Here is an 18,915-nt window from a genome sequence, read left to right as displayed (position 1 = left end):
ACTGAAACAAGAATCTTGCGTTCTCTCGTGATTTCTGTATAGTTACCCGGCAACGCGGCCCGACGCGCACAAATCAACGCTTATAGGGGGCGGCTTCTAACCGAGGAACGTCAGGGAGACTACGGAATGAGCGAATGGATCGCAATCGGTGCGTTGGCCCTCGTCGCAGTCGGCATCCCGCTGGGGATGATGGCGGTTTCGGCGATTCTGCGGCCAAGCGTGCCGGAACAGGGAAAAAGCGCTACGTACGAGAGCGGTGAGATACCGACGGGTACAGCGCGCGTCCAATTCAATATACAGTACTACATGGTCGCGCTGCTGTTCGTCGTGTTCGACATCGAAACCGTTCTGATCTTCCCGTGGACGGTAATCTACCGCTCCGCGTTGAGCCAGGGTGCAGACCTGGCGACCGTACTGCTGCCGATGCTCATATTCATCGGCGTGCTGGTCGTCGGTCTTGCCTGGGCGTGGCGCAACGGCGCAGTCGAGTGGGTCAAAAGCCCGCTGGCAAAACGTCGGAAGACAGAGAGACAAGACGCATGAGTAGCGACCAGAACCAACCGTTTGTCACGGACGACACACAGGTACAGACCGAGACCCGCGACGCCCGGATGACGGGGTCTGGAGCGGACAACCGGTTCAACTCCAAACTCCGCGAGGCGTTCGGCTCCTCGCCGTTCATCCTCACGAAGTTCGATAACTTCATGAACTGGGTGCGGGGGTCCTCGATGTTCATGCTGCAGTTCGGTATCGCATGCTGCAGCATTGAGATGATGCACACCTACTCGGTGAAACACGACCTCGACCGATTCGCGGCCGGGGTCCCACGGGCGTCACCGAGACAGGCGGACGTTATCATCGTCCCGGGGACCATCGTCTCGAAGTTCGCACCGCGCATGAAGCGCGTGTACGACCAGATGCCCGAACCGAAGTTCGTCGTCGGTATGGGGTCTTGCACCGTCTCGGGCGGCCCGTTCCAGGAGGGCTACAACGTTATCAAGGGCGCAGAAGAGGTCATTCCCGTGGACATCCACGTCCCGGGTTGCCCACCTCGTCCCGAGGCACTCATCTACGGTGTTGCAAAGCTCCAGCAGCGCATCGCCGAGGGAGAGTCCAGTCCGGTGACGGTCAAGCCGTACGAACTCGAACAGTTCGGGGATCTAGAGCAGGACGAACTCATCGATCACCTTGCAGACCAGATCGACGAGGAAGACCTGGTCATGCGGTACAACTGGGCTGATTCGCCATGAGCTTGGAAAAACCACAAGACCGGACACAGTCAGAGGCACTCGCGGCAAAGCCGACGACGGGCGACGAAATCGCCGAGTTGCTCGGTGATCTCGTCATCGGGCGCGAAGAGCACGTCAACGCGCCCGGCTTCGTCATTCGTCCGGACGACGTACAGGAGACGCTGTTCCGTCTGCGCGACGAGGCCGGATTCGATCACCTCTCGTGTGTGACGGCTGAAGAGCGTGAGGACCGGTACGAGTCCATCTACCACCTCACGAGCTACGACGACCGAACCCGAGAGGTCAGCGTCGTCGTTCCTGCGGCGAAAGACAACCCGCACAGTCAGTCCGGGAACGCCGTGTTCCGGACGGCAGACTGGCACGAACGGGAGGCATACGACCTCGTTGGTATCGAGTACGACGACCACCCGGACCTCCGTCGCATCCTCCTGCCGGAGACGTGGCAGGGGCACCCGCTGTCGATGGACTTCGATCAGGACCGGCCGCAGGTCGTCACGCTCAAAGAGTGGGCTAACCCCCTGAAGGATGACCACCGTGACTCGGAGGGCGACACGATGTACCTCAACATCGGGCCGCACCACCCCGCAACGCACGGTGTCCTGCACGTGAAGACGGTTCTCGACGGCGAGCAGGTCGCCCACGTGGAACCCGACATCGGCTACCTCCACCGCTGTGAGGAGCAGATGTGCCAGACGAAGACGTACCGGCACCAGATCATGCCGTACCCCGACCGCTGGGACTACGCGTCGTCGGGTCTGCTGAACGAGTGGGCGTACGCCCGCGCGGCAGAGGACCTCAACGACATCGACGTGCCAGAGTACGCCCAGATCATCCGGACGATGGGCGCGGAACTGTGCCGCATCGCCTCGCACATGCTGGCTGTCGGGACGTTCGCACTCGACGTGTACGGCGACTTCACGGCAATCTTCATGTACGCGATGCGCGACCGCGAGATCATCCAGAACATTCTGGAGGACTTGACGGGGCAGCGCATGATGTTCAACTACTTCCGCCTCGGCGGCGTCGTCTGGGACCTGCCGGAACCCCGCGAGGAGTTCTTCGAGAAGATTCGAGACTTCCTCGACGACCTGCCGACCGCGCTGGAGGAGTACCACGACCTCATCTCCTCGAACGAGATTCTACAGGTCCGGACCATCGATACGGGCGTCCTGCCGCCGGAGGTCGCCAAGTCGTACGGTGCGACCGGTCCCGTTGCGCGCGGGTCGGGAATCGACTACGACCTTCGTCGTGACGACCCCTACGGCTACTACGACGAACTCGACTGGGACGTCGTGACCGAAGACGGCTGTGACAACTACAGTCGTCTCCTCGTGCGAATGCGCGAAGTCGAAGAGTCCGCAAAGATCATCCAGCAGTGCGTGGATCTCCTCGAAGACTGGCCCGAAGACGAACGAACCATCCAGTCGAACGTCCCGCGGACCCTGCGTCCCGAGGACGACAAAGAGATCTACCGCGCTGTCGAGGCCGCAAAGGGAGAACTCGGCATCTACATCCGTGGCGACGGAACGGACAAGCCCGGACGATTCAAGATCCGGAGTCCGTGCTTCTCGAACCTCCAGACGCTCGGTGAGATGTCCAACGGTGAGTACATCCCGGACATGATCGCTTCCCTCGGCAGTCTGGACATCGTTCTCGGCGAGGTGGACCGGTAATGCTACCGCTACAGTCTGGCAAGGTGCTGCTTCCGGAGACCATCGCCAACCTCCTTGGCCTGTCGGGAACGGTCGGGCAGATTGTCGGTGGCCTCATCGGTGCGTTCCTCATCGCCAACCTGCTGCTGATCCAGACGGCAGTCGCCGGACCGTGGGCAAAGCGGAAAATCACCGCCGCGTTCACGGACCGTATCGCCGTCAACCGTGTCGGACCGTTCGGTCTCCTCGTTATCGTGGCCGACGCAGTACGACTGCTCTCGAAGGAACTCGTCGTTCCCGAGGGTGTAGACCGTCCGGCGTGGGACATCGGCCCCCTCGTCATCCCGTTCTCGGCACTGCTCGGATTCGCCGTCATCCCGATGGGTAACGGCATCCATCTCGCCGACCCCGAAACGGGGCTGGCATTCGCCTTCGCGGCGTCTTCCATCGCCTCGATCGGACTGGTGATGATGGGCTACGGATCGAACAACAAATACTCACTTCTCGGCGGACTTCGTGCCATCGCGGCGAACCTCGCCTACGAGATTCCGCTCGTCATCACCGGCGCATCGGTGGTCATCTTCACCGGTTCGCTCCAGATGAGCCACATCGTCGCCGAGCAGGCAAACCCGCTTCTCACCGTCGCGGGCGTGACGATTCCGCAGTGGTTCGCGTTCGTTAACCCGTTCGCGTTCGTGCTGTTTGTCCTGGCGAACCTCGCAGAAGTCGGCCGGAACCCGTTCGACATTCCCGAAGCACCGACCGAAATTGTCGCCGGGTACCAGACGGAGTACTCGTCTGTCTACTTCGTCCTTATCTACCTCGGAGAGTTCATCCACATCTTCCTCGGCGGCGCCATCGCGGCGACGCTGTTCCTCGGCGGTCCCGCAGGTCCGTTCCTGCCGGGATTCGTCTGGTTCATCATCAAGATCTGGGCGTTCTATCTCTTCACCCAGTGGATGCGCTCTGCGATTCCGCGTCTGCGGGTCGATCAGTTCCTCGACGTCGGCTGGAAGGGCATGCTCGTCCTTTCGTTCGCTAACTTGGTTCTCACGGCCATCATCGTGGGAGTGATAGCATGATTGGACTGCTCAAATCCATGGCAACGACGATGAAGCACGCACTGGACGGCGAGACGTTCACGGTCGAATATCCCGACGTCGCGCCCGAAGTGAGTCCCCGATTCCGTGGGGTTCACAAGTTCAGTCAGGAGCGCTGCATCTGGTGCCGCCAGTGTGAGAACGTCTGTCCGAACGATACGATTCAGATCGTACAGGACGACCAGCGCAACGGCGAACAGTACAACCTCCACATCGGGCAGTGCATCTACTGCCGTCTGTGCGAGGAAGTGTGTCCGGTGGACGCGATTCTGCTCACGCAGAACTTCGAGTTCACCGCCGACACGAAAGACGAGTTCGTCTACAACAAAGAGCAGTTGAAGAACGTTCCGTGGTACAAAGACATCGACCCGCTGAACTCCCGCGAACCCGACCGCAACGCGTGGATCGGAGAGGGAGACGGCGAAGTCGACTACCAGTGAGGTGACTCACGGTAGCGACGGAAGGTTCGTTCGTCCGTCGGCCGAGTCGGGATGATTCGGCCCGGCCACCCGGACGTTCTCGAAATGTTCAAAGGGATACCTCAAGGAGACACACACAATGGTTTATGAAACCATCGCGTTCGCGCTGTTCGCCCTCATTACCGTGGGCTGCAGCCTGGGCGTCGTCCTCGTGCGGGACATTTGGCATTCCGCACTCCTGCTCGGGGGCGCGCTCTTGAGCGTCGCGGTGCATTACGTGATGCTGCAAGCGGAATTCCTCGCCGCGATGCAGATCCTCGTCTATGTAGGCGGGGTGTTGATTCTCGTCACGTTCGCCGTGATGTTGACGCGTACACGATTGGAGGCGAGTAGCACATGACGACCAGACCACGACTCAAGCTCGGTTCGCACCTCGTACCGGGACTCGCGGCCGTCGCACTGTTCGTCGTGATGGTGGCGGCGTTCGTCACCGCGTCGTTCCCGGAGCCGCAAGGGTTCGGTGGCGACGTGAATATCACCGCCAGCATCGGGTACGCGATGTTCAATCTCGGCTTCGGAGAGGTGGCTTCGGAGAGCTTCCTCGTCGCGTTCGAGATTATCGACATCGTGCTCGTAGCCGCCCTCGTCGGCGCGGTCATGCTGGCACGGCGCGAAACCGGCGACTCCGCGGGGCAAGTCCTCGCGGACGGCGGTCAGCGACTGAAACAGACGCTCACCGGGACGCGAGACGATGAGACGGAGGGTGAGAACTAATGCTTCCTCCGCACTACTATCTCGTCCTCTCGGCAGCCGTCTTCTGTATCGGCCTGTTCGGCATCCTGACACGGCGCAACGCGCTGCTGTTCTTGATGTCGGTCGAACTGATGCTGAACGCCGCGAACATCAATCTCGTTGCGTTCTCCTACTTCTGGGGGAACGTCACGGGCCAGACGTTCGGGCTGTTCACCATGGCACTCGCCGCCGCGGAAGTCGCAGTCGGTATCGGGATCATCCTGGTACTGTACCGCGACTTCGGCGACGTCGATGTGACCGAAGCGACGACGATGAGGTGGTAAGATGGCAGGGATATTTGAATTCGTTCCGGCGATCGTGCTGTTACCGTTCGTCTCGTTCCTCGTGGCCCTCTTTGCGGGCAAGTATATGCCCAAGGGCGGCGCGTTCGCCGGTATCGTCGCAACGGCAGGCTCGTTCCTGCTCTCGATTGCGACGTTCTTCACGGTCAGCCAGGGACAGACGTACAACCAGACAATCTACACGTGGGCCAACGGGCTCGACGGGGCCGTCACCTTAGAATTCGGCCTTCTCATCGACCCACTGTCGGCGATGATGCTCGTCATCGTGACGCTCATCGCCTTCTTGGTCCACGTGTTCAGTCTCGGATACATGAACGACGAGGGCGAAACGGGCCTCCCGCGATACTACGCCGGTCTCGGCCTGTTCTCCGCCTCCATGCTCGGGTTCGTCGTCGCCGACAACCTGCTCATGGCGTTCATGTTCTTCGAGCTGGTGGGCCTGTGCTCGTACTTGCTCATCGGCTTCTGGTTCCGCGAACCCGGCCCGCCGTCGGCAGCGAAGAAGGCATTCCTCGTCACCCGCTTCGGTGACTACTTCTTCCTCATCGGCGTCGTCGCCGTCTTCGCCACGTTCGGCACGGCGGCATTCGCCGGCGGAGAGTCGTTCCCGCACCTCGCCGAGCAGGCACTCCACGGCGAACACGCGGTGAACACGTTCGGCTTCGAGCCGCAGACGTGGTTCACCATCGTCGGACTCCTCGTCCTCGGTGGTGTCGTCGGGAAGTCCGCGCAGTTCCCCCTGCACACGTGGCTGCCGGACGCCATGGAAGGTCCGACGCCCGTCTCCGCTCTTATCCACGCCGCGACGATGGTCGCCGCTGGTGTGTACCTCGTCGCGCGGATGTACGGCTTCTACGCGCTCTCGCCGAACGCCCTCGCCATCATCGCCCTGATCGGTGGCTTCACGGCCCTGTTCGCGGCGACGATGGGCGTCGTCAAGCGCGAGATAAAGCAGGTGCTCGCGTACTCGACCATCTCCCAGTACGGGTACATGATGCTGGGACTCGGCGGTGGCGGGTACATCGCCGCGACCTTCCACCTGATGACGCACGCGTTCTTCAAGGCGCTCCTGTTCCTCGGTGCAGGATCAGTCATTATCGCCATGCACCACAACGAGGACATGTGGGACATGGGCGGTCTGAAGGACCGCATGCCCGTGACCTACTACACGTTCCTCTCGGGATCGCTCGCACTCGCGGGCATCGTCCCCTTCGCAGGCTTCTGGTCGAAGGACGAGGTGCTGTACGAGACGCTCATCCACGGACTCGGTGGCAACCCGATTCTGCTCGCCGCGTACGCGATGGGCCTCCTCGCCGTGTTCTTCACCGGCTTCTACACCTTCCGTATGGTGTTCCTCACCTTCCACGGGAAGCCGCGTACGCAGACGGCCCGTGACCCGCACGGCGTCCGCTGGAACGTGAAGTTCCCGCTGGTCGTCCTCGGCATTCTCGCCGCGACGGCCGGTCTGGTCAACATGACGCCCGTGGCGGAATTCACTGGTCTTCACATCGAGTTCCTTCACCAGTGGCTCAACCACGGAGTCGAGGGCCTGACTAACCATCACTACCACGAACTGCTCGAAAACGTCGCCGGCTACCACGCGGCCGAGCTGAACCCGCTGGCACCCGGCGCTGTCTCGCTCGCACTCGCACTCGCCGGTGCGGGCCTCGCGCACATGCTGTACAACGTCCCCGAGCCGAAGGAGCACACCGCAAAGCTCGGCGGCATCAAGACGCTCCTCTACAACAACTACTACCAGGACGAGTATCAGGTCTGGCTGGCAAACAGCGTCGTTCGCCCCATCTCGCGTGGCGCGGACAAGTTCGATCAGGGCGTCGTTGACGGTGTCGTCAACGGCATCTCCAGTGTCAGCCTGTTCTCCGGGAGCCGTATCCGCCGGATCCAGTCGGGCGTCGTGAGCAACTACGCGATGCTTCTGACGCTGGGTCTGACGGTCCTGCTTCTCGGATTCGGTCTGGCAGGAGGGTGGTTCGCATGATAATAGAAGCGCTCATCGCAGTCGCGTTCGTCGCCGCGCTGGTCGTGTTCGTCGCACCCGACGAGTACGCCGGACGGCTGGCGGCCGCGCTCAGTCTGCTCCCCGTCGTCGGGAGTCTGTTTATGTGGGCACAGTACGACGCGAGCGGGAACGCCCTCCTCGGCGGGTCCATCGCGTTCGAGACGGATTTCGTCTGGCTCTCGCTGGGCAACTTAGACGTTCACTGGTTCGTCGGCGTTGACGGTATCAGTCTGCCGCTCATCGTCCTGACGACCATCCTGACGACGCTGGCAATCGTCAGCGCGTGGACGCCAATCGACATGCGTCAGTCACAGTTCTACGGACTGATGCTGTTCATGGAGGCGAACCTCCTCGGCGTGTTCACTGCGCTTGACTTCTTCGTCTGGTTCATCTTCTGGGAAGCCGTCCTCGTCCCGATGTACTTCCTCATCGGTATCTGGGGCGGTCCTCGCCGCAAGTACGCGGCAATCAAGTTCTTCGTCTACACGAACATCGCGTCGCTTGTGATGTTCATCGGCTTCATCGCTCTCGTGTTCGGCCTCGGTGACTCAGTGTCGTCGATGCGCCTGCCGGAGATTGCGATGGCGCTCAGGGCGAACGAACTCGGCGGATTCGCGGGCTTGAACGCGGAGACGCTGAAGCTCGTCGCGTTCGTGGCGATGTTCTTCGGATTCGCGGTCAAGGTGCCCGTTGCACCCCTGCACACGTGGCTGCCGGACGCTCACGTTGAAGCGCCCACGCCAGCGTCGGTGATGCTGGCTGGTGTCCTCCTGAAGATGGGGACGTACGCGCTGCTCCGGTTCAACTTCACGATGATGCCCGACGTGGCGAAGGCACTCGTCGTCCCCATCGCGGCTATCGCCGTCATCAGCGTCATTTACGGCGCGATACTTGCGTTAGCCCAGCAGGACTTGAAGCGCATCGTCGCTTACTCGTCCGTGTCGTCGATGGGGTACGTCATCCTCGGTCTCGTCGCGTACACGACGTACGGCGTCGGCGGCGCGACGTTCCAGATGATCGCACACGGCCTCATCTCCGGTCTGATGTTCATGGTCGTCGGCGTCATCTACAACACGACGCACACGCGCATGGTCGGCGACATGTCCGGAATGGCCGACCGGATGCCCGTCGCCTCGGGTATCTTCGTTGCGGGCGCGTTCGGCTACATGGGACTGCCGCTGATGGCTGGCTTCGCCGGGGAGTTCTTCATCTTCCAAGGCGCGTTCGCCTCCACAGTCCACTCCGCGATGCCGTTGTTCACGGCGGCGGCGATGTTCGGTATCGTCATCGTCGCGGGCTACCTGCTGTTCGCGATGCAGCGCACGCTGTTCGGTCCGTTCCGGTTCGACGGCGACTACGAGATCACCAAAGCGCCGATTCAGGATATCGCGCCGCTTGCGGTGCTTCTCCTCCTCGTCATCATCCTCGGTGTGGAGCCGGACCTCTTCTTCCAGATGATTCAACAAGCGGTTAATCCGATCCTCGAAACGGGAGGTGGCGTCTGATGTTCGAGCCAATCGCACTTCAGGCCGCACCGCCAGAATGGACGGCAGTCGCTCCGGCCATTATCCTTGGCCTGACGGGACTGCTGCTCCTCGTTATCGACAGTATCAACACCGGAGAAGAAAACAGCGCACTCTTGGCGTCGATTTCGACGGTGGGTGCGCTGTTCGCGTTCGCCGTTGCGGGCTGGTTCCTCGTCGAGGGGACCGGACAGAGTCAGACCGGCGGCGCAATCACCCTGTACGGTGATGCGCTCGTCGTTGACGGGATGAGCCTGTTCTTCACGCTCATCTTCACTATCGTCGCGGCGATGGTCTGTATTGCCTCGCTCGACTACGTGGCCGAACAGCGCTACCAAGCCGAGTTCTACTCGCTCGTGCTGTTCGCCACCACCGGCATGACGCTCATGTCGATGTCGAACTCGCTGGCGACGGCATTCGTCAGCCTCGAACTCGCGTCGCTCCCGTCGTATGCCCTCGTTGGATTCCTCAAGGATAACAAGGGAAGCGTCGAGGCGGCGCTGAAGTACTTCCTTATCGGCGCAGTCTCGTCTGCGGTGTTCGCGTTCGGTATCAGCCTCGTGTACGCTGTCACCGGATCGCTGCTCCTCGCCGACGTGGCGAGTGCGCTCGGCGGAAGCACCGAGATGGTGGGCGTCCTCGGTATCGGCGTCCTGATGATTCTCGGTGGATTCGCGTTCAAGACGGCCTCCGTCCCGTTCCACTTCTGGGCGCCGGAGGCGTACGAGGGCGCACCCGCACCGATCTCGGCGTTCCTCTCGTCGGCATCGAAGGCCGCCGGGTTCGCAATCGCGTTCCGTGTCTTCTTTGAAGCGTTCCCGCTGGCCAAACTCCCCACGGGTGTCGATTGGGTGCTCGCGTTCCAGGTGCTGGCCGTCGTCACGATGACGCTCGGTAACTTCGCCGCGGCCACGCAGGAGAACGTCAAGCGGATGCTGGCGTACTCCTCCATCGGTCACGCGGGGTACGCGCTCATCGGACTCGCGGCAATCACCGCTAACGGACCGAACGCGAACGTCCTCGGCGCGTCGATGGCGCACCTCATGGTGTACGGCTTCATGAACACCGGTGCGTTCCTGTTCATCGCTCTGGCCGAACACTGGGGCGTCGGCCGGACGTTCGAGGACTACAACGGCCTCGGTTCGAAGGCGCCGATGGCGTGCGTCGCCATGAGTGTCTTCATGTTCAGCCTCGCCGGTCTACCACCGTTCGGCGGCTTCTTCTCGAAGTACGTCCTGTTCATGTCGGCCATCGAGTCCGGCTTCTGGTGGTTGGCCGCCGTCGGCGCGGTCAACAGCGCGCTGTCGCTGTTCTACTACAGCCGCGTCGTCAAGGCGATATGGATCGAGGACGCCTCGCCGTCGCTGGAAATCGGCTCGAAGCCGGTCGGTCTGTACACGGCCGTCATCTTCGCCGCCGTCGGGACGCTGCTGCTGCTGCCCGGCTTCCGACCCGTCATCGAGACGGCACAGACGGTCGCCACCGCTCTCTTCTGAGCGGTCGGCAAAAATTCGGTTCGGTCGTTCGTTTTTGGCTTCGTTCGTAACTTCGACTTACGCCGCTTCGGAGACCTGTTCTGAGAGGATTTCGTGCAGTGCGCTAGCGACTTCTTTCGAGCGTCGCTCCGTCAGACGATCCGTGGTGACGAAGACGCCGTGGTCGTTGCGCGTGACGCGCGTCATGTACCCGTTCTCGAACGCACGAATCGTGTATTGGTAGTCACCGAGTTCGGAACCCCGGTACGCGCGCGTTGCGTGGAATCCGTCGGTTTCGTGTTCGACGAACCCTGCCAGGTCGGCGTCAGATTCGAGATCTGAGCGAAGGTAGAGCTGTTGAAAGCTTGTCGGAGTGAAGTAGGTGATGCTCCTGAGAGTGTCTCCGACAGCAGTTCGGCACGCGGCACGAATCGACTCCGACAAGTCAGCCGCTACGAGGTCAGGGTCGGCGTCCATGACGTTAGTTACCACACATTCGTTGGTGATAATTCCATCGCCACTTCCGACTGGAACTGAATCGCGGGACGGTAGGGTTTTGCCCGGCCGGAACAACAGACGAAACATGCAACGGCGGTTGGTCCTCGGCTGTGGGTCGGCCGCGCAACGGGCCGTCGAACGGTTGGCCGAGTGGCCCGGAACGTTGACCGTGCTATCACAGCGTTCTGGTGTCGTTGATTCGTTCCGCGACGACGGCGTCTCAGCGGAACGGTGCGCACCGACCGATCACGAGGCGTTCCCCGAGGAGGTGGATGTAGTGTTCGTCGCCAGCGACGACGCCGCAGCCAACCTCGATGTGGCCCTTACGGCGCGCGAACGCTTCCCCGACGCGTATCTCCTCGCCTACGTAGGCAGCGACGCCGACCACGACACGCGCGAGGCACTTGATGAACTGGCGGACCGACTCGTGGACGGGCGACGTATACTCACGGATCGGCTCACCGAACTGACCGAGGGAGCGGCCGCAGACAGACTCCACCGACTGTTCCGGGTCCTCAAGAGCCTCAGCGGTCCCCTCGCGGTCGTCATGCACGACAACCCGGACCCAGACGCCATCGCCAGCGCACTGGCGCTGGTTCGTATTGCAGAGAGCGTCGGTCTCGACGCTGATCCCTGCTACTTCGGAGATATCTCCCATCAGGAGAACCGCGCACTGGTCAATTTACTCGATATCGATCTGGTGAATCTCGAACGCGGGGAGGACACTGATGACTACGGTGGAATCGCCCTCGTGGATCACTCTCGACCGGGGGTGAACGATGGCCTGCCGAAGGACACTGAGGTAGATATCGTGGTGGACCACCATCCACCACGGGCACCCGTCGAGGCGCGCTATCTCGACCTGCGCCGGGAACTCGGTGCAACGAGTACGCTGATGACGAACTACCTCCGCCGACTGGGTATCGAACCGGATGCGACAGTTGCGACGGCGCTTTTGTTCGGTATCCGTATCGACACGCGCGATTTCACCCGCGAGGTATCGTCGGACGACTTCGAGGCGGCGGCGTGGTTGGTGTCGTACGCCGATCTATCGACGCTCCAACGCGTGGAGTCTCCGAGCATGGGACCGGAGGTATTAGATACGTTGGCACGAGCCATTCAGAACCGCGACGTGCGCGGTGACGTACTGGCGACGAACGTCGGTGAGATTCGGAACCGGGATGCACTCGCACAGGCGTCCGACCATCTCCTCAATATGGAGGGAATCCGCCTCACGGTCGTATACGGCTTCAAAGACGGAACGGTCTACGTCTCCGGTCGAGCGCGCGGAACAGATGTAGACCTCGGTGAGACGCTCAGAGACGCGCTCAGCCCCATCGGGAGCGCCGGTGGGCACGCGGATATGGCGGGTGCGCAGATTCCATTGGGCATTCTCGCCGATGTCGGCCCTGAGTCCCGCGAATCACTGTCGCGGGTCGTTACGGACGTGATCTCCGGACGGTTGTTTGAGACGCTCGAAGACGCCACGCGGACGTTCGGAGCGAGCGAGTCCGAACGCGACCTCGCCTTCGAGTTCCCGCCCGACGAGTGGTGACAGCGTCGTGGGGCCATCCTTTTGCCGTCGCCTCACGTACCGACGACGATGAACGGGAAGGCAGCCGTCAAGGAATATATGACCCGAGAAGTGCAGACGGTATCCCCCGCAGACTCCGTCGCGGACGTTGCAAAGCGCATTGTCGAAAGCGACGGACACAACGGGTTTCCGGTGTGCGAGGGTCGGAAAGTCGAGGGATTCGTGACAGCCCGCGACCTCCTTCTCGAGAACGATGAGGCACCGATTTTCACAGTCATGACCGAAGACATCATCGTCGCACATCCGGATATGGCGGTCAACGACGCCGCGCGTGTGATCCTCCGCTCGGGGATCCAGAAACTCCCGGTCGTGGACGACGCCGGTAACCTCGTCGGCATTATCTCCAACACAGATGTCATCCGGTCACAGATCGAGCGCGCGACGCCCGAGAAGGTGGGGAAGCTAATGCGGACGCTCGAACAGATACACGGGATCACCATCCACCAAGAGCACGATTCGGTCGAACTCGACGCCCTCATTCCGACGCAGGGACGCGTGTACGCCGACGAACTCGAAGGGCGGAAGTACGAACTCGAACGCGGACTCGCTGAACCGCTCGTCGTCATCAACAACAACGGGACGTACATTCTCGCTGACGGCCACCATCGGGTGATGGCCGCTCACCAACTTGGTACCGGTCAGATGGACGCGTATATCATCGTCGTTGACGACCCCATCGAACTCGGGATGCAACGGACAGCGGAAAAAGAGGGGTTAAACTCGATCGAAGATATCGACGTGGTTGACTACGCGCGACATCCGCTCGTAGAGACGACGCACCGGTTACAACGCGACTAAGACGTAACTCTCGGCGTCTCGACGGCGGTATGGTCAGCTTACTCGTCTTCGAGGTCGTACTCGTCCTGCCACGCGGCGACGACTTCCCGCGCCGCTTCTTCGGTATCCAGACGTTCTCTCCGGTAGCCACGCCCCTCGTCGGACTGGTGAAGGCGGTCCAATCGGACCGTCCACGTGCCGTTCGGACTGTGACGGAGTCGGATTGTCACAGTGCCGTCGCTCCGCTCCCACTCGGTGATTCGGTCGTCCGCGCGGACGTTGTGCCAACTCATGTGGGGAGTGTCCGCTGCGGATCCACCTGTGCCTTACTCTCTACAGTGGGTTCGCCTCAGTCGAGTGCTTCTGATCCCGTCCACGTGCCGTGTCCCGAACCCGCGAGCGGACCGGTCCGCGTGCCACAGTTCGGACACTCCGGATAGCCGAGCGAGTCGTAGCCGACCGCGTCCGCACGTTCAAGCCCACCACACGCCGTACACTCGAAGTACGAAACCCATTCGAATGCCATGGTATGACATAACTCCCGAGAGTATTTGTTAATAACTGCTTACGGGGTCGTCCAGCAGTTGAGTCAGTGTACCGATAATTTCATCCTCGATTCGAACCGAACGAGAAGCTATGAGCGTAGACAACTCCCGGCGTGCCCTCGCTGTCGTCTTCGTTATCGTTTTCGTCGATCTGCTGGGATTCGGTATTCTCATTCCGGTCATTCCCCTGTACGCGCTCTCGTTCGGGGCGACGGAGTTCGTCGGGAGCCTCCTCATTGCCTCCTATTCTGCGATGCAGTTTCTCGCCGCGCCGTTCCTCGGCCGACTGTCGGACACGCGCGGTCGCCGTCCGGTTCTCTTGCTTTCGCTGACCGGGTCGGTCATCGCGTGGACGTTATTCGGTCTTGCCGGGTCGTTGGCAGTTCTCTTTGCCGCGCGGATGCTCGCAGGCGTGATGGGCGGCAACATCGCCACCGCGCAGGCGTACATCGCCGACGTGACGCCCCCGGAGGACCGCGCCCGCGGCCTCGGACTCCTCGGCGCGGCGTTCGGTCTGGGTTTTATTTTCGGTCCCGCGTTGGGCGGCTTCTTCGCCAGCGAGTTCGTCGTCTCCGCCGCACAGTCGGTGTTCCCGGCGTGGCTTCCGGCAACGGAGTTCTCGTTGCCGAGCTTCGCTGCTGCTGCCATCACGGGGACGAACCTAGTAGCCGCGTACGTCCTGTTGCCCGAATCGCGCCCGCCGGAAGAACGTGTGGCGTCGCGGGAGCGCGACCGCGAGTCGCGTCTCACCGAGCTAGCCGATGCCCTGCGTACGCACGGTCTCGGAACGCTCGTCGTCGCCTTTTTCCTCGTCTCCTTTGCGTTCTCGGCCTTAGAGAGCCAGTTCATCTTTCTCACGAACGATCAGTACGGCTACGGAGCGACGGAGAACGCCATCCTGTTGACGTATTTCGGGGTCATTATCGCCATCGTACAGGGCGGACTCATCGGACCGCTGACAGACCGTTACGGTGAGTACCGCGTCGCTATCGCAGGGGCAGCAATACAGGTGTTCACGCTCGCGGCCGTTCCCTTCGCTCCGTACTTTGGCTCCTACATCCCATCTGTCGAGCCGTTGCTTCCGGTGGGACCGACGCTTCCGTCGGCGGTTATCGCTCTCGGCGTCATCGTGACACCGTTGGCGTTCGGCAACGCCATCACGAACGTCTCGTTGAACACGCTGGTTTCCCGATCCGCGACCGCCGACGAACAGGGCGGCGCGTTCGGACTCACGCAGAGTGCGGGCAGTCTCGCGCGGACGTTCGGCCCTGCCCTCGCGGGGTTTCTCTACACTGCCATCGATTACTGGGCACCGTTCGTCCTCGGCGGGGCGTTGATGATTCCCATCGTCGTTCTCCTCGCGCGACTTGACGTGTCGCTGGTAGCGGGCACGAGTGAATCACCTCGCACCGAGACGCCCGAGTGAGCCTTCTGAGGCAGAACTACTCCCTTGCAGGTCTCGAACTCTCACGCGCTCCCGTGTCCTCACGCAGCCACGGAATCGTCCGGTTGGTCGTCCCCTGTCTCTTGCGGTGATGCGCCCACGAGGTCCAGTCCGTCATCCACACGTCCGAGAACGTACAGCGCGTAGTACCGGAGGAACGTGACGACGGGGACGAGGAGGAACGCACTGGCGATAGCGATGGCGACGACGTAGAGGACGACGACGAGGCCGAGAAGCGCCCATCCGACGAGCGGAATCGGCCCACTCGCAGTGAACGCGACGAACGCTACGCCACCGACGACGACGAACGGAAACGCAACGAGAACGGCGACGAACAACGCCCCTGCGGCGAACAGTGCGCCGATGAGGACGCCGAGAGCGATCCGAATCACGACGTACAGCGCAAACTCCTCCCACTCGGCACGGAGCGTCGGGAACAACCGCCGCCATCCGTCGAGGACGCCGCACTCCTCGACGAGCATAGTTGGCACGACGAAATCCATCGTTAAACGGAAGAGGAGGGAAACGACGAGGGCGAGAGCAACGCCGAGAAGGAGAACCGGGACCACGGCGAGGAGGAGTTCCGGACCGATGGTGGCCCCGCCGAAGACGAGAAGGACAATCGGGACGCCGACCACGAGTAGCGCGAGGAAGATGACGCCGAGTTGGAACCCGAACAGGCGTGCGCCCTTCCAGATGTGTTTCCGGAACGGTCCCCGAATTCGGACCGTTCGGTCCGACAGTGCGGTAATAAGGACAAACTCCATTACCGCGCCAACGAAGGAAAAGGTGAGTATACAAAGAAGGAGTACGGCGGTGAGCGCCGCGATACCCATGAGAATCGCCTGACCGTCAGAGAGAGCGCTCGGGTCCAACGGCGGCAACTCGTCGAACGGGACGGCCGACAGTCCAGTCGTTGGGGCTCCGGAGGAGACTGTTCCGCCGAAATTAGCGTTCACCGAGGCGTTGCTCGCACCGGTTCCGACGAAGATAACGATGAGGGCGAGGCGAAGCCACGTCCCGATGTCGAACGGGAAGAGGAGGTCCGTCGCCGCCGCGCGAGCGTCGTCTAAGGAGTCAATCGCGTGCCACGACATACCAGTCTCTCCGTCGTGTGGTAGGATAAAACGCTGGGCCGGACCCTCCGGTTGGAGAAACGAACGGACGGCCGACTTCCGCACGTTCTTGTGGCGAGACGCAAAACGTCAACCATGGCGACTACACCGTTCGAACGACGGACGCGCGACGCCCAGGCCGCGCTTGACGACGCTGCTGCGGACGCCCTCGTCTGCTTTCCCAGCCGAAACCTCTCGTACCTCTCAGGCTTCTCGGAAGAGCCAGGAGAGCGCCACCTATTCTTCTTCGTCCCTGCCGACGGCGACCCGATCTTTCTGGTCCCCGAACTGTACGAAGAGCAGGTCCGTGCGGCGACGTGGATCGACGACGTGCGTACGTGGGCCGACGACGACGACCCGGTAACCGCGACTGCGGCGGCCGTCGAAGCACTCGACCTTCCCGACGAACCGCACGTCCTCTTCGACGACACCATGTGGGCGGCGTTCACGCAGGACCTCAGAGCGGTGCTCTCTGATGCGACGTTCGGACTGGCGAGCGAAGTCGTCTCTCCGCTTCGTATTCGCAAGGACGACGCCGAACTCGACGCCCTCCGACGAGCGGGGGACACGGCCGACGAGGCGATGGACGCCGTCCGCGCCCTCGGATCCGACGCAATCGGCATGACGGAAAGCGAACTCGCGGCCCGCGTGGAGTCGTTACTGTCGGAAGCGGGTGGCAATGGCACCTCCTTCGAGACGGTCGTCGGGGCGGGGTCACACGGCGCGATGCCGCACTACCGCCATGGCGACCGAACCATCCAACCGGGCGACCCGGTCGTACTCGACTTCGGGACGCGAGTCGATGGCTATCCGAGCGACCAGACGCGGACCGTCGTCTTCGACGGCGAGCCATCGGACCGCTTCCGTGAGGTCCACGATGTCGTCCGTGAGGCACAACAAGCGGCTGTAGACGCCGCTGAACCCGGTGTCACTGCTGAGTCAATCGACCGCGCGGCCCGGGAAGTCATCGAAGCCGCGGGCTACGGCGACCGGTTCGTCCACCGAACGGGCCACGGTGTCGGCTTAGACGTTCACGAGGAACCGTACATCGTCGAAGGAAACGACCGCGAACTCGAACCGGGGATGGTGTTCAGCGTCGAACCCGGTATCTACCTGCCCGACGAGTTCGGCGTGCGCATCGAGGACTTGGTCGTCGTTACGGAGGACGGATGCGAACGCTTGAACGACAGCGATCACGGCTGGGAGTGCTGATTCGTTCGGCGACGACGCCGCTATCGGCGGCACGCTCACGGAGTCAGTTCCGGTGAAGAAAGAAGACGTCTCGAAATTGGAGCGCCGCGGAGGCTTACTCGTCGTCTGCGTCGCTTGCGCCTGCATCGCCCGCATCTGCGGGTCCGACGAGTGAGTCAACGTCCGTGTGCTCGAAGAGGAGATCACGCATCAGCGACACCGTTTTCTCGTCGCGGGCACGACCCGAGTGAACCACGTCTTCGGCGCGGTCAACGACCGAGAGCGTGTCGCCGTTGACCAGCATCACGGGGACGCCCTTCTCTTCTGCCTTGCCGAGGACGGCCGCAGGCGGGCGGTGGCCGCCGGTGAGGATGATGGTTTTCACGCCCGGTGCTTCGAGCGCGGCCGTGATGATCTCTGAACGGTCGCCGCCGGTGATGACTGCGGCGTCCTTCGTGCGGCGGAAGTAGCGCAGTGCGGCATCGCCGCTCATTGCGCCGACGAGGAACCGTTCGACGTAGGCGTCCTCGTCACCGTCGGTGACCACGTCTGCACCGAGTTCGTCAGCGAGACCTTCGACAGTGACGCCCGCGAGTTGCTGTTCGCGCGGGACGACACCGACGACGGGCACGCCGCGGCCTTCGAGGAACGGAACGACTTCCTGTTCGAGTTCGTCGAAGACGGCGTCGGTCACGCTGTTGAACAGGACGCCGGCGAGGCGGTCGCCGAACTGTTCTGCGGCGGCGAGTACGTCGTCTATGTCGCCGGGCTTCTCGTAGGTGGAGACGAGAAGGACGTCAGCGCCGAGTTGGTCTGCGACATCTACGTCGGTCAGGTCCACGATGCCGCCCGTACTCCAGACACCGCCGCCCTCGATGAGCATCAGGTCCTTCTGGTTGGCGAGTTGCTCGAAGTACTCGCCGATGATTTCGCCGAGTTCGTCGCCGTCTTCCTGTCCGCGAATCGCGCCGTCGATGAACGTCGGCGAGTAGACGACGGGTTCCATCTGGTGCATCTCGGCGTCGAGGTCGAGAATCTCGCGGGCGAGCATCGGGTCTTCGTCGAGCGTCTTGCCGACGTTCGACTGCAGGCGCGTGCCCTTCGGTTTCATGTAACCGACGTCGAGACCGCGTTCTTGGGCGAGTTTGCCGAGTGCGAGCGTGACTGCCGTCTTGCCGGTACTTTCGTGGGTTGAGGTGACGAGTAACGTGTTCATGG

Annotated in this window: 20 protein-coding genes; 15 read left to right on the top strand and 5 right to left on the bottom strand. The window is 62.1% G+C overall.

Annotation, left to right across the window (positions count from 1 at the left end):
- Nucleotides 1-126: 126 nt before the first annotated feature.
- From HBOR_RS10360 to HBOR_RS10310, 11 genes are all read left to right on the top strand, one after another.
- On the top strand, nt 127-543 hold the full coding sequence (locus HBOR_RS10360) for an NADH-quinone oxidoreductase subunit A (RefSeq protein ID WP_006056834.1): 417 nt from the start codon (nt 127-129) through the stop codon (nt 541-543).
- A complete protein-coding gene (locus tag HBOR_RS10355; RefSeq protein WP_006056835.1) occupies nt 540-1,250 on the top strand; it encodes an NADH-quinone oxidoreductase subunit B in 711 nt (236 codons plus the stop codon). The genes HBOR_RS10360 and HBOR_RS10355 overlap by 4 nt, the downstream gene beginning before the upstream one ends.
- Nucleotides 1,247-2,923 (top strand): NADH-quinone oxidoreductase subunit D, encoded by a 1,677-nt coding sequence (locus HBOR_RS10350; protein WP_006056836.1) that lies wholly within the window; start codon nt 1,247-1,249, stop codon nt 2,921-2,923. The genes HBOR_RS10355 and HBOR_RS10350 overlap by 4 nt, the downstream gene beginning before the upstream one ends.
- On the top strand, nt 2,923-3,984 hold the full coding sequence (locus HBOR_RS10345; RefSeq protein WP_006056837.1) for a complex I subunit 1/NuoH family protein: 1,062 nt from the start codon (nt 2,923-2,925) through the stop codon (nt 3,982-3,984). Before HBOR_RS10350 ends, HBOR_RS10345 begins: the two co-directional genes overlap by 1 nt.
- The gene (locus HBOR_RS10340; RefSeq protein ID WP_006056838.1) at nt 3,981-4,442 is read left to right on the top strand and encodes a NuoI/complex I 23 kDa subunit family protein; all 462 of its coding nucleotides are present in this window, start codon (nt 3,981-3,983) and stop codon (nt 4,440-4,442) included. The genes HBOR_RS10345 and HBOR_RS10340 overlap by 4 nt, the downstream gene beginning before the upstream one ends.
- Nucleotides 4,443-4,560: 118 nt before the next feature.
- A complete protein-coding gene (locus tag HBOR_RS10335) occupies nt 4,561-4,821 on the top strand; it encodes an NADH-quinone oxidoreductase subunit J (protein WP_006056839.1) in 261 nt (86 codons plus the stop codon).
- On the top strand, nt 4,818-5,195 hold the full coding sequence (locus HBOR_RS10330; protein ID WP_006056840.1) for an NADH-quinone oxidoreductase subunit J family protein: 378 nt from the start codon (nt 4,818-4,820) through the stop codon (nt 5,193-5,195). Before HBOR_RS10335 ends, HBOR_RS10330 begins: the two co-directional genes overlap by 4 nt.
- Nucleotides 5,195-5,497, top strand: coding sequence for an NADH-quinone oxidoreductase subunit NuoK (nuoK, locus tag HBOR_RS10325; RefSeq protein WP_006056841.1), 303 nt, complete (start codon nt 5,195-5,197; stop codon nt 5,495-5,497). The genes HBOR_RS10330 and nuoK overlap by 1 nt, the downstream gene beginning before the upstream one ends.
- 1 nt (nt 5,498) lies before the next feature.
- The gene (gene nuoL / locus HBOR_RS10320; RefSeq protein ID WP_006056842.1) at nt 5,499-7,514 is read left to right on the top strand and encodes an NADH-quinone oxidoreductase subunit L; all 2,016 of its coding nucleotides are present in this window, start codon (nt 5,499-5,501) and stop codon (nt 7,512-7,514) included.
- Nucleotides 7,511-9,040 (top strand): complex I subunit 4 family protein, encoded by a 1,530-nt coding sequence (locus HBOR_RS10315; protein WP_006056843.1) that lies wholly within the window; start codon nt 7,511-7,513, stop codon nt 9,038-9,040. The genes nuoL and HBOR_RS10315 overlap by 4 nt, the downstream gene beginning before the upstream one ends.
- Entirely contained in the window at nt 9,040-10,554 is a 1,515-nt protein-coding gene (locus HBOR_RS10310) for an NADH-quinone oxidoreductase subunit N (protein WP_006056844.1), read from the top strand. Before HBOR_RS10315 ends, HBOR_RS10310 begins: the two co-directional genes overlap by 1 nt.
- A 57-nt stretch (nt 10,555-10,611) precedes the next feature.
- Here the strand turns inward: HBOR_RS10310 and HBOR_RS10305 are convergent, their stop codons facing one another.
- Nucleotides 10,612-11,010 carry a DUF7522 family protein gene (locus HBOR_RS10305; RefSeq protein WP_006056845.1) on the bottom strand — a complete coding sequence of 133 codons (399 nt, stop codon included), beginning with the start codon at nt 11,008-11,010 and terminating at the stop codon, nt 10,612-10,614.
- A 106-nt stretch (nt 11,011-11,116) separates the two neighbouring features.
- Between HBOR_RS10305 and HBOR_RS10300 the strand changes: the two genes are divergently transcribed.
- Together HBOR_RS10300 and HBOR_RS10295 are read left to right on the top strand one after the other, a co-directional pair.
- Nucleotides 11,117-12,586: a DHH family phosphoesterase gene (locus tag HBOR_RS10300; RefSeq protein ID WP_006056846.1), complete on the top strand. Its 1,470-nt coding sequence runs from the start codon at nt 11,117-11,119 to the stop codon at nt 12,584-12,586.
- A 48-nt stretch (nt 12,587-12,634) separates the two neighbouring features.
- A complete protein-coding gene (locus HBOR_RS10295; protein WP_006056847.1) occupies nt 12,635-13,423 on the top strand; it encodes a CBS domain-containing protein in 789 nt (262 codons plus the stop codon).
- Nucleotides 13,424-13,461: 38 nt separating this feature from the next.
- Here the strand turns inward: HBOR_RS10295 and HBOR_RS10290 are convergent, their stop codons facing one another.
- Nucleotides 13,462-13,695 (bottom strand): DUF7543 family protein, encoded by a 234-nt coding sequence (locus HBOR_RS10290; protein ID WP_006056848.1) that lies wholly within the window; start codon nt 13,693-13,695, stop codon nt 13,462-13,464.
- 56 nt (nt 13,696-13,751) lie between these two features.
- Nucleotides 13,752-13,928: a hypothetical protein gene (locus HBOR_RS20015; RefSeq protein ID WP_006056849.1), complete on the bottom strand. Its 177-nt coding sequence runs from the start codon at nt 13,926-13,928 to the stop codon at nt 13,752-13,754.
- 110 nt (nt 13,929-14,038) lie between these two features.
- Between HBOR_RS20015 and HBOR_RS10285 the strand changes: the two genes are divergently transcribed.
- On the top strand, nt 14,039-15,373 hold the full coding sequence (locus HBOR_RS10285; RefSeq protein ID WP_006056850.1) for an MFS transporter: 1,335 nt from the start codon (nt 14,039-14,041) through the stop codon (nt 15,371-15,373).
- Nucleotides 15,374-15,432: 59 nt separating this feature from the next.
- Here the strand turns inward: HBOR_RS10285 and HBOR_RS10280 are convergent, their stop codons facing one another.
- Nucleotides 15,433-16,488, bottom strand: coding sequence for a DUF7544 domain-containing protein (locus HBOR_RS10280; RefSeq protein ID WP_006056851.1), 1,056 nt, complete (start codon nt 16,486-16,488; stop codon nt 15,433-15,435).
- A gap of 114 nt (nt 16,489-16,602) precedes the next feature.
- Here HBOR_RS10280 and HBOR_RS10275 point away from each other — a divergent pair, with 114 nt between their 5' ends.
- Nucleotides 16,603-17,718, top strand: a complete 1,116-nt coding sequence (locus tag HBOR_RS10275) for a M24 family metallopeptidase (RefSeq protein ID WP_006056852.1) — start codon at nt 16,603-16,605, stop codon at nt 17,716-17,718.
- A 94-nt stretch (nt 17,719-17,812) separates the two neighbouring features.
- On the opposite strand, the gene HBOR_RS10270 is transcribed toward HBOR_RS10275, so the two are convergent.
- Nucleotides 17,813-18,913 carry a phosphotransacetylase family protein gene (locus tag HBOR_RS10270; protein WP_006056853.1) on the bottom strand — a complete coding sequence of 367 codons (1,101 nt, stop codon included), beginning with the start codon at nt 18,911-18,913 and terminating at the stop codon, nt 17,813-17,815.
- Nucleotides 18,914-18,915: the final 2 nt, after the last annotated feature.

Source organism: Halogeometricum borinquense DSM 11551, assembly GCF_000172995.2.
In the GTDB taxonomy this organism is placed as follows: Archaea; Halobacteriota; Halobacteria; order Halobacteriales; family Haloferacaceae; genus Halogeometricum; species Halogeometricum borinquense.
This window is presented reverse-complemented; position numbering and strand designations above follow the sequence as displayed.

Excerpts from the sequence above, each read along its gene's own strand:
- HBOR_RS10360 (WP_006056834.1), top strand. The coding sequence starts at position 127 with ATGAGCGAATGGATCGCAATCGGTGCGTTGGCCCTCGTCGCAGTCGGC.
- HBOR_RS10355 (WP_006056835.1), top strand. The coding sequence starts at position 540 with ATGAGTAGCGACCAGAACCAACCGTTTGTCACGGACGACACACAGGTA.
- HBOR_RS10350 (WP_006056836.1), top strand. The coding sequence starts at position 1,247 with ATGAGCTTGGAAAAACCACAAGACCGGACACAGTCAGAGGCACTCGCG.
- HBOR_RS10345 (WP_006056837.1), top strand. The coding sequence starts at position 2,923 with ATGCTACCGCTACAGTCTGGCAAGGTGCTGCTTCCGGAGACCATCGCC.
- HBOR_RS10340 (WP_006056838.1), top strand. The coding sequence starts at position 3,981 with ATGATTGGACTGCTCAAATCCATGGCAACGACGATGAAGCACGCACTG.
- HBOR_RS10335 (WP_006056839.1), top strand. The coding sequence starts at position 4,561 with ATGGTTTATGAAACCATCGCGTTCGCGCTGTTCGCCCTCATTACCGTG.
- HBOR_RS10330 (WP_006056840.1), top strand. The coding sequence starts at position 4,818 with ATGACGACCAGACCACGACTCAAGCTCGGTTCGCACCTCGTACCGGGA.
- nuoK (WP_006056841.1), top strand. The coding sequence starts at position 5,195 with ATGCTTCCTCCGCACTACTATCTCGTCCTCTCGGCAGCCGTCTTCTGT.
- nuoL (WP_006056842.1), top strand. The coding sequence starts at position 5,499 with ATGGCAGGGATATTTGAATTCGTTCCGGCGATCGTGCTGTTACCGTTC.
- HBOR_RS10315 (WP_006056843.1), top strand. The coding sequence starts at position 7,511 with ATGATAATAGAAGCGCTCATCGCAGTCGCGTTCGTCGCCGCGCTGGTC.
- HBOR_RS10310 (WP_006056844.1), top strand. The coding sequence starts at position 9,040 with ATGTTCGAGCCAATCGCACTTCAGGCCGCACCGCCAGAATGGACGGCA.
- HBOR_RS10305 (WP_006056845.1), bottom strand. The coding sequence starts at position 11,010 with ATGGACGCCGACCCTGACCTCGTAGCGGCTGACTTGTCGGAGTCGATT.
- HBOR_RS10300 (WP_006056846.1), top strand. The coding sequence starts at position 11,117 with ATGCAACGGCGGTTGGTCCTCGGCTGTGGGTCGGCCGCGCAACGGGCC.
- HBOR_RS10295 (WP_006056847.1), top strand. The coding sequence starts at position 12,635 with ATGAACGGGAAGGCAGCCGTCAAGGAATATATGACCCGAGAAGTGCAG.
- HBOR_RS10290 (WP_006056848.1), bottom strand. The coding sequence starts at position 13,695 with ATGAGTTGGCACAACGTCCGCGCGGACGACCGAATCACCGAGTGGGAG.
- HBOR_RS20015 (WP_006056849.1), bottom strand. The coding sequence starts at position 13,928 with ATGGCATTCGAATGGGTTTCGTACTTCGAGTGTACGGCGTGTGGTGGG.
- HBOR_RS10285 (WP_006056850.1), top strand. The coding sequence starts at position 14,039 with ATGAGCGTAGACAACTCCCGGCGTGCCCTCGCTGTCGTCTTCGTTATC.
- HBOR_RS10280 (WP_006056851.1), bottom strand. The coding sequence starts at position 16,488 with ATGTCGTGGCACGCGATTGACTCCTTAGACGACGCTCGCGCGGCGGCG.
- HBOR_RS10275 (WP_006056852.1), top strand. The coding sequence starts at position 16,603 with ATGGCGACTACACCGTTCGAACGACGGACGCGCGACGCCCAGGCCGCG.
- HBOR_RS10270 (WP_006056853.1), bottom strand. The coding sequence starts at position 18,913 with ATGAACACGTTACTCGTCACCTCAACCCACGAAAGTACCGGCAAGACG.